Here is a 504-nt window from a genome sequence, read left to right on the forward strand (position 1 = left end):
AAGCGTTTAAGGGCATCTGGTGGATGCCTTGGCGCCAGGAGGCGATGAAGGACGCGGTAGGCAGCGAAATTCTCCGGTGAGCCGCCAAGCAGGCTTTGACCCGGAGGTGTCCGAATGGGGCAACCCGGCTGGAGTCATATCCAGTCATCCTTTGACTGAATTCATAGGTCTTAGGAAGCGAACGCAGGGAAGTGAAACATCTCAGTACCTGCAGGAGAGGAAATCAACCGAGATTCCCGAAGTAGCGGCGAGCGAAACGGGATTAGGCCAAACCGTGTGCTTTCGAGCATGCGGGGTTGTAGGGCCGCCATAATTGATCCGCGACTAGAGAGCAGAACAGGCTGGGAAGCCTGACCATAGAGGGTGAAAGTCCCGTATGTGGTATCGAAAGCGGCATGGGCGGTTCCTGAGTACCGCGAGGCACGTGAAACCTCGTGGGAATCCGGGTGGACCATCATCCAAGCCTAAATACTCCCTGGCGACCGATAGTGTACCAGTACCGTG

Annotated in this window: 1 rRNA gene; it reads left to right on the plus strand. The window is 56.3% G+C overall.

What is annotated here, in order from left to right:
* A 23S ribosomal RNA gene (locus RDU76_11940) occupies window positions 1-504 on the plus strand; the annotation flags it as partial.

This window comes from Candidatus Edwardsbacteria bacterium (assembly GCA_031082425.1).
GTDB lineage: Bacteria > Edwardsbacteria > AC1 > AC1 > EtOH8 > UBA2226.